Genomic DNA, 6,583 nt, shown 5'->3' on the forward strand with positions numbered 1-6,583 from the left:
TATTATGTCAATATACTTTTTTCTGCCAATTTCCGACATCTTGTTGAACGTTGTCGACTTTTATAATGTAGCATAATCCGACGAATTTCGTCAATAGAATTGCTATTACAGAGCGATAAATAAAAAAAGACATGCTCAAAAATCATGCCTTTATCATTTCTTAATATAATGGTCGGGAAGACAGGATTTGAACCTGCGACCCCCACGTCCCGAACGTGGTGCTCTACCAAGCTGAGCCACTTCCCGAAATAAAATATGGTGCGGACGAAGGGATTTGAACCCCCACGGTATTTCTACCACTAGAACCTGAATCTAGCGCGTCTGCCGATTCCGCCACGTCCGCATAAAAATAATGATTTTTACTAAGTTTTTCTTGATACTCCGCGTCTAGAATCTTCGTAGATGATAAATGGTTTATGATATTCTTTATATTATCATATTGCTCATCTTTTTATCAAGATTAGCAGTAAAGCGATTGTTGTACGCCTATGATATTGCCATATTGTAACGCTTCAATGATAATGTAAACGGTATTACATGAGCCGGGGATCACTCATATGTTATAAAAGCGGCTTACATAATATAACATACTTGATGTATTATCGTCTATAAGAAATTTTTGGTTCCAGAATGGCATTAATACATCCATCAAGGAATAGAGAGGGACATCTACATGCCGCCTCTCTGACTCTTTAATAAGTGTTTGCTTGTTCTTCCCCATTAATTACTCGTAATGCGCCTAATGCTAATGCTTCCAATTCCTCTTCTCCTGGCACAACATAAATCGGAGCAAGGAAACTTACCTTTTTCGAAACCTCTGAAACAATATAATTGGAATAGCTGAGGCCACCCGTTAAAATGATTCCGTCAATATTCCCTTCTAAAACAACTGACATTGCACCAATTTCTTTACCAATTTGATAGATCATAGCATCAAGCACATTCTTTGCTTCTTGATTCCCTTGGCACATTCTTTCTTCGACTTCCATTGCATTTTTTGTTCCTAAGTACGCATATAGGCCGCCTAACTTTGTCAGACGGAATAGCATTTCTTTTTCTGTAAACTTACCTGAATAACAAAGTTTTACTAATTGATAAGCAGGGAGCCCACCTGCACGTTCAGGAGAAAAAGGCCCTTCATTATTGGCATTATTCACATCAACCAATTTCCCATTTCGTGAAGCAACAATAGAGATTCCTCCACCTAAATGCCCAACGACGAAATTCAATTGATCATGAGGTTTTCCCAATTGTTTCGCAACCTTTCGAATCACAGCCTTAATATTTAAGGCATGCACATGGCTTTTTCTCTCAATTTCCGGGATACCTGAATACCTAGCTAGGTCACTTATTCATCAACAACAATCGGATCAACGATGAAAGCAGGAATTTTGTAAGGCTTTGCTAACTCATAAGCCATAATTGCACCAAGATTTGAGGCATGTTCACCATACTTAGCCTGTTCAAGGTCGTCTAACATCTTACTATTTACTTCATAAGTTCCACTTGATAACGGTCTTAAAAATCCACCTCTTCCAACGATAGCAGCTAATTGATCGATCGAAATTTGATGCTTTTCCAATCCTTCTTTAATTGCTTCTAAACGGTATTGTTTTTGTGCAGCTACTGATGGGAATCGATTTAGTTCTTCATCTTTATGCCTTAATGTCTCCCTAAAGAGGAGCGTTTCACCTTGATAAACGGCAAACTTTGTTGATGTAGACCCAGGATTGATTGCTAATACCTTTGGTTCGTTATGCATGATGAACCTCCAACTTGGCCGCCTGTTCCATTCCTTTTCGGATTGCTTCCATGTTCATTTCAATTCTATCAGGTCGTTTATTGCCAAGCATTTCTTCCATTCCTTTTTTGATGTCCTCTAAACTGATAATTGAAATATGGTTAAGTAAACCCCTTAGCATGACCATATTCATTAAAGAAGGTGCTCCAGCTTCTTCCGCAATTTGTTGGGCAGGTAGAGAAATCCATGTATATTCACTGTTATCTGGTTTTTCCCTTTTGATAATGAAACTGTTTAGAAACACTTTACCATCCTTTTTTGTCCAGGGTAGCATTTCAGGACCATAGGAAGGAATCCAAGATACATGTTTTCCAGAAACCATTCCAGCATAAGCTAATAGTTTTCCTACAAAAAGGACTCCTTGCCCGCCAAATCCAGAAATAATGATCTGTTCCACAATCTCCCCTCCTATTTCTTCATCATCTCAGGTGTTTTCAACATCTGACCCAAAACACCATCCGCCAAAATCATGACGGGATTACGATGAATATCAGCTAAGTCAAATCCATTCATGACCAAGTCAGCCATCTCTTGAACGGAGCTTGGTGCAAGAACGATCAAACGATAATCTTCATGACCGCTACCCTTCGTCGCTTGAAAATAGTCTGCTTGAGAAGGCCCAAACCCGCTAAGACCAGGTCCAGTTCGCATAATATTTACAATTACAGCTGGCAATTCGTTTGCCGCTAAAAATGAGATCCCCTCTTGCCCCAAAAAACATATAAATTGCTGCAATCTCACTCTCTCTTTGAAGGAAAGTTCCACCTACCTTTTGCATTTTTAGAGCCATATTCGATAATTTCTAGCAGCCTCTGCAATTGCTTCATTACCCTTCATTAAATATTTTTTCATTTCCCATTCTCCCTTCTCTATGCAACGATCACTTTGATGGCTACTTCAGGGCACATTAATGCACATTGTTTGCAACCTGTACAATTTTCAACATCATGTTGAACGGCTGGATAATATCTTTTTGCATTTGGATCCTTTGCGATAGATAACGTTTCTGTTGGACATGTGGCAACACATATCTCACTGCCTTTACATAAATCTTCATTAATGACGACATAAGCTCTCATCTTTCGTCTCTACTATCTAAAAGTTGTATAAATCAAAACGTTGAATGTGTATAATTTTGGATTTCAATACCTCTTTACTTTCTTCGAGGAGTCGATTTTCTACAGGAATTCCGATGAGCGGAATCCCGATCTTTTCCGAAACCTCCAACACCATTGCTTCACTCTCGATTAGATCTTCAATTTGCGTCAACGATCCCAGATTCGAATTATTAATTAACCCCGTTACTTTTAATTTGGATAATCCCTGCAACCACTCAAGCATCTGTATGATTTTCTCAACATTTTCCATATCCGGCGATACGTGTTGATCACCATATAAGATCGTATTCTACCTTTTGAATTTTCTCGACTAAACTGCCGAGAACGGTAGTCCCTACATCATGCCCCCCAACATCAATAATGACCTTCCGTTTCGGTTCATTGATAATTGAATAAATCTCTTTTGGGATTATTCACATCAAGGTCAACGATGGCTAAAGGTTAAGCGGTAGTCTTGCTAACGTTCATGGCAATGTTTAATGACAGCGTCGTTTTTCCTGTACCAAAATGACCGATCAATATAAGTACCTGCTTGTTTAACTGGATCATTGGGAAAAACCTCTTTGTACCGCAAGAACGGAAAAGGCAATGGAAGCTAGCTTTGCCTTCGCTGAGTCAGAACGAGAGTTGAGAATTAACGGTACTCTTGCGCCTAGTACAACTCCCGCCATTGTTCCTTTTGCAAAATAAGTAATGGCTTTACCAAAAATATTTCCCGCTTCAATTGTAGGTACGAGGAACAAATCTGCTTCTCCATCAATTTCACTCTGAATTCCCTTATGATATAAGGATTCCTTACTAATGGCTAAATCAAGAGGTAATGGTCCTTCCATTATTACAGATCCAAATCGGCCCATCTTTGCTTTTTGTGCTAACAGTTGGCAATCGATAGTGACAGGCATTTTATGATTCACCCGCTCATTCGCAGAAAGAAGTGCGACTTTCGGTGTTTCTAATCCCAATAAGTGCAAGAATCGTATTGAATTCTCTAGGATTTGTTCTTTTTGTTGAATGTCTGGGAGAATATTTAATCCTCCATCAGTCATATAAAAAAGGCGATCAAAGCCTGTAATTTCAAAAGCAGCCAGGTGACTTAGAATTCTTCCTGTTCTTAGGGAAAAATCTTTATGAAGTACACCTTTCAAAAAGGGCGTACTATTGATAAAACCCTTCATAATCATTTGAGTTCTGCCTTCATCGGCTAATTTCGCTGCAATATAAGCAGACTCTTCCTCTGTATGTGTGTGATAAACCTCAAAAGAGGTGATATCAAACCCCATTTGACTTGCTAACTCTTTTAATTCAAGTTCATTTCCAACAAAAAAAGGCTCCACTAAATCTAATTCAATAGCGCGTTTGACTGCCGTAAGAACATCATTATCATGAGCTGCAGCAATACTAACTTTGATGGGTTTTCCTCTTCTAACTTGGCTAATGACTTCTTCGAAATTGGCAAAACGCATCTTAATCACCTCGCTTATTGAAACAGTTTCAAATTTCCTCGCTCTCCAAACACCATATGCAGTAATGATCGCAGAGTTTCCACTGTCGCCATATATTTCGGAAGACCGACCACATATTTTCTTGTTTTCTAGAAACACGAAGTCCATTCTACAGTCCCTACATCTGTACCCGTATAATAACCTTTTAATGTCTCAACAAATAACGGTTTTACTACCACCATGTGTTACGCCTGAAACTGCACATTTATAAGTCATTCCTCTTGAAAGACTACTTCGATTCGTGATAAGAAAAGTTTTCAGAAAGGAAATTTTCCATTAAAAATGCACTGGAATACTCCAGTGCATGAAATAAGTTTTTTTTATTTTACTCATTTACAATGGCTGATTACCCAATCGATTTTCTACTTTCTGTTCCTGCAGGCTTACGCATCTTATACCCCATAAAGAGGATACCAAACCATACCGGAGCAACAACTAGCGCAATATTCACCCCATCAATGAAACCCATCATAACAACAACAAAAGCCAAGAAAGCTAACGAAATGTACGCTGAATACGGAGCAAAAGGAAGTTTAAAAGTCAATTGATCCACTTCTTGTTTTGTCTTTGCCTTTCTAAATTTTAGTTGAGTGATAAGAATGATTGTCCAACTTGTAATCACAGCAACTGTAGCGACTGCTGAGATGTAAGTAAACACCTTTTCAGGCACAATGTAATTTAAGAATACTGCAATAAGTAACAAGAATGAGGAAAATAAAATTCCTATATTTGGTGTTCCTGACTTGCTTAATTTGGAGAAAATTTTCGGTGCATTGTTTTGTAAAGAAAGGTTATATAACATACGACCTGTACTGAATAACCCACTATTAAAAGCGGATAATGCCGCACTCAGCACTACAAAGTTAATGATGGTTGCAGCCGCTGGAATTCCGATTTTATCATAGACTAAAACAAATGGACTTCCATTCTCCCCTACCTCATTCCATGGATATAAAATCATGATAACACTTAATGCACCCACATAGAAAATTAAAATTCTCCAGATTACCTTGTTAATGGCATTCGGAATAGATTTTTGTGGATCTTTTGCTTCTCCGGCAGTGATTCCAATTAACTCTACTCCACCAAAAGAGAACATAACCATTACAAGTGAGAATAGAATCCCTGTAATCCCATTTGGCATGAAACCGCCATGCGCCCAAAGATTATCAAAACCAATAGGTTGTCCGCCATTTCCAAATCCAAAAAAGATCATCAGTAAACCGGCAATGATCATTCCAATGATTGTAACAACCTTAATAAGTGCAAACCAGAATTCAAATTCTCCAAAAGCCTTTACATTTATTAAGTTAACTGCAGTCATTAGAAGCAAAGCCCCTAAAGCAGAAACCCAAGTAGGAACACTTGGAAACCAATAATTGATATAATGTCCTACTGCAGTAATCTCTGCCATTCCTACAACAACCCACATAAACCAGTATGTCCAACCGGTTAAGTACCCCGCAAACGGTCCAACATACTTATTCGCATAAGCGCTAAATGATCCTGATACAGGCTCTGCAACGGCCATCTCGCCTAATGCTCGCATGATAAAAAAGATGATTATTCCTCCAATTAAATAGGAAAGTGAAATTGCTGGACCTGCCATTTTAATCGTCGTAGCTGATCCGTAAAAAAGGCCTACTCCAATTGCCCCACCTAATGAGATCATTTGGATATGGCGTTCACTCAATCCCTTCTGAAGCTTTTCTTCATTGAGACTCTGTTGACTCATTCAACCGCATCCCCTTTTGATACAAAATTTTATATTTTTCTAAATACTTCGAGCGCCTATATTTATACGCAAAATATATGCCAACCTTTGTCAAATATAGACGATTATAAATTATACAAAATTCGTTCTTAATCGAGTTTTGCGATAAATAAAAATACCAATTTTTTTTTATCACTGACAAAAAAACTTATCACAAATAGAAGAACATTTAAACCTGACCAACAATTTCTTTTAATGTCGGCCATTGATCATTCACGGGTATTTCAACACGAATTTCCTCTTCGTTGTTGTGCACAAAGAAGAATAAGAATAATGTAGGGCGGCTTTTGTTGTATAACAAAAAGGGCTACCTTTTGGTAGCCCTTTTACTATTTGCCTGGCAACGTCCTACTCTCCCAGGACCCTTCGGTCCAAGTACCATCGGCGC

Annotated in this window: 8 protein-coding genes, 2 tRNA genes and 1 pseudogene; all 11 read right to left on the reverse strand. The window is 38.4% G+C overall.

Annotation, left to right across the window (positions count from 1 at the left end; genetic code table 11):
- Positions 1–169: 169 nt before the first annotated feature.
- Positions 170–246 (reverse strand) — tRNA-Pro (locus tag ACMW72_RS11420).
- A 10-nt stretch (positions 247–256) separates the two neighbouring features.
- Positions 257–343, reverse strand: a tRNA-Leu gene (locus ACMW72_RS11425).
- Between the two features lie 349 nt (positions 344–692).
- Positions 693–1,762, reverse strand: a pseudogene (gene buk / locus ACMW72_RS11430) (butyrate kinase).
- Positions 1,755–2,198 carry a 2-oxoacid:acceptor oxidoreductase family protein gene (locus tag ACMW72_RS11435; protein WP_418368963.1) on the reverse strand — a complete coding sequence of 148 codons (444 nt, stop codon included), beginning with the start codon at positions 2,196–2,198 and terminating at the stop codon, positions 1,755–1,757. Before ACMW72_RS11435 ends, buk begins: the two are co-directional and overlap by 8 nt.
- Before the next feature lie 11 nt (positions 2,199–2,209).
- The gene (locus ACMW72_RS11440) at positions 2,210–2,536 is read right to left on the reverse strand and encodes a hypothetical protein (RefSeq protein ID WP_418368964.1); all 327 of its coding nucleotides are present in this window, start codon (positions 2,534–2,536) and stop codon (positions 2,210–2,212) included.
- A gap of 134 nt (positions 2,537–2,670) precedes the next feature.
- Positions 2,671–2,880, reverse strand: a complete 210-nt coding sequence (locus ACMW72_RS11445; RefSeq protein ID WP_418368965.1) for a 4Fe-4S dicluster domain-containing protein — start codon at positions 2,878–2,880, stop codon at positions 2,671–2,673.
- 16 nt (positions 2,881–2,896) lie between these two features.
- Positions 2,897–3,142: a hypothetical protein gene (locus ACMW72_RS11450; protein WP_418368966.1), complete on the reverse strand. Its 246-nt coding sequence runs from the start codon at positions 3,140–3,142 to the stop codon at positions 2,897–2,899.
- A gap of 322 nt (positions 3,143–3,464) precedes the next feature.
- Entirely contained in the window at positions 3,465–4,529 is a 1,065-nt protein-coding gene (locus tag ACMW72_RS11455) for a bifunctional enoyl-CoA hydratase/phosphate acetyltransferase (RefSeq protein WP_418368967.1), read from the reverse strand.
- Positions 4,530–4,574: 45 nt separating this feature from the next.
- On the reverse strand, positions 4,575–4,691 hold the full coding sequence (locus ACMW72_RS11460; RefSeq protein ID WP_418368970.1) for a Glu/Leu/Phe/Val dehydrogenase dimerization domain-containing protein: 117 nt from the start codon (positions 4,689–4,691) through the stop codon (positions 4,575–4,577).
- Between the two features lie 76 nt (positions 4,692–4,767).
- Positions 4,768–6,156 (reverse strand): amino acid permease, encoded by a 1,389-nt coding sequence (locus ACMW72_RS11465; RefSeq protein WP_418368968.1) that lies wholly within the window; start codon positions 6,154–6,156, stop codon positions 4,768–4,770.
- 208 nt (positions 6,157–6,364) lie between these two features.
- Positions 6,365–6,496 (reverse strand): hypothetical protein, encoded by a 132-nt coding sequence (locus ACMW72_RS11470; RefSeq protein WP_418368969.1) that lies wholly within the window; start codon positions 6,494–6,496, stop codon positions 6,365–6,367.
- Positions 6,497–6,583: the final 87 nt, after the last annotated feature.

The organism is Tepidibacillus sp. LV47 (genome assembly GCF_048381575.1).
Taxonomy (GTDB): Bacteria; Bacillota; Bacilli; order Tepidibacillales; family Tepidibacillaceae; genus Tepidibacillus.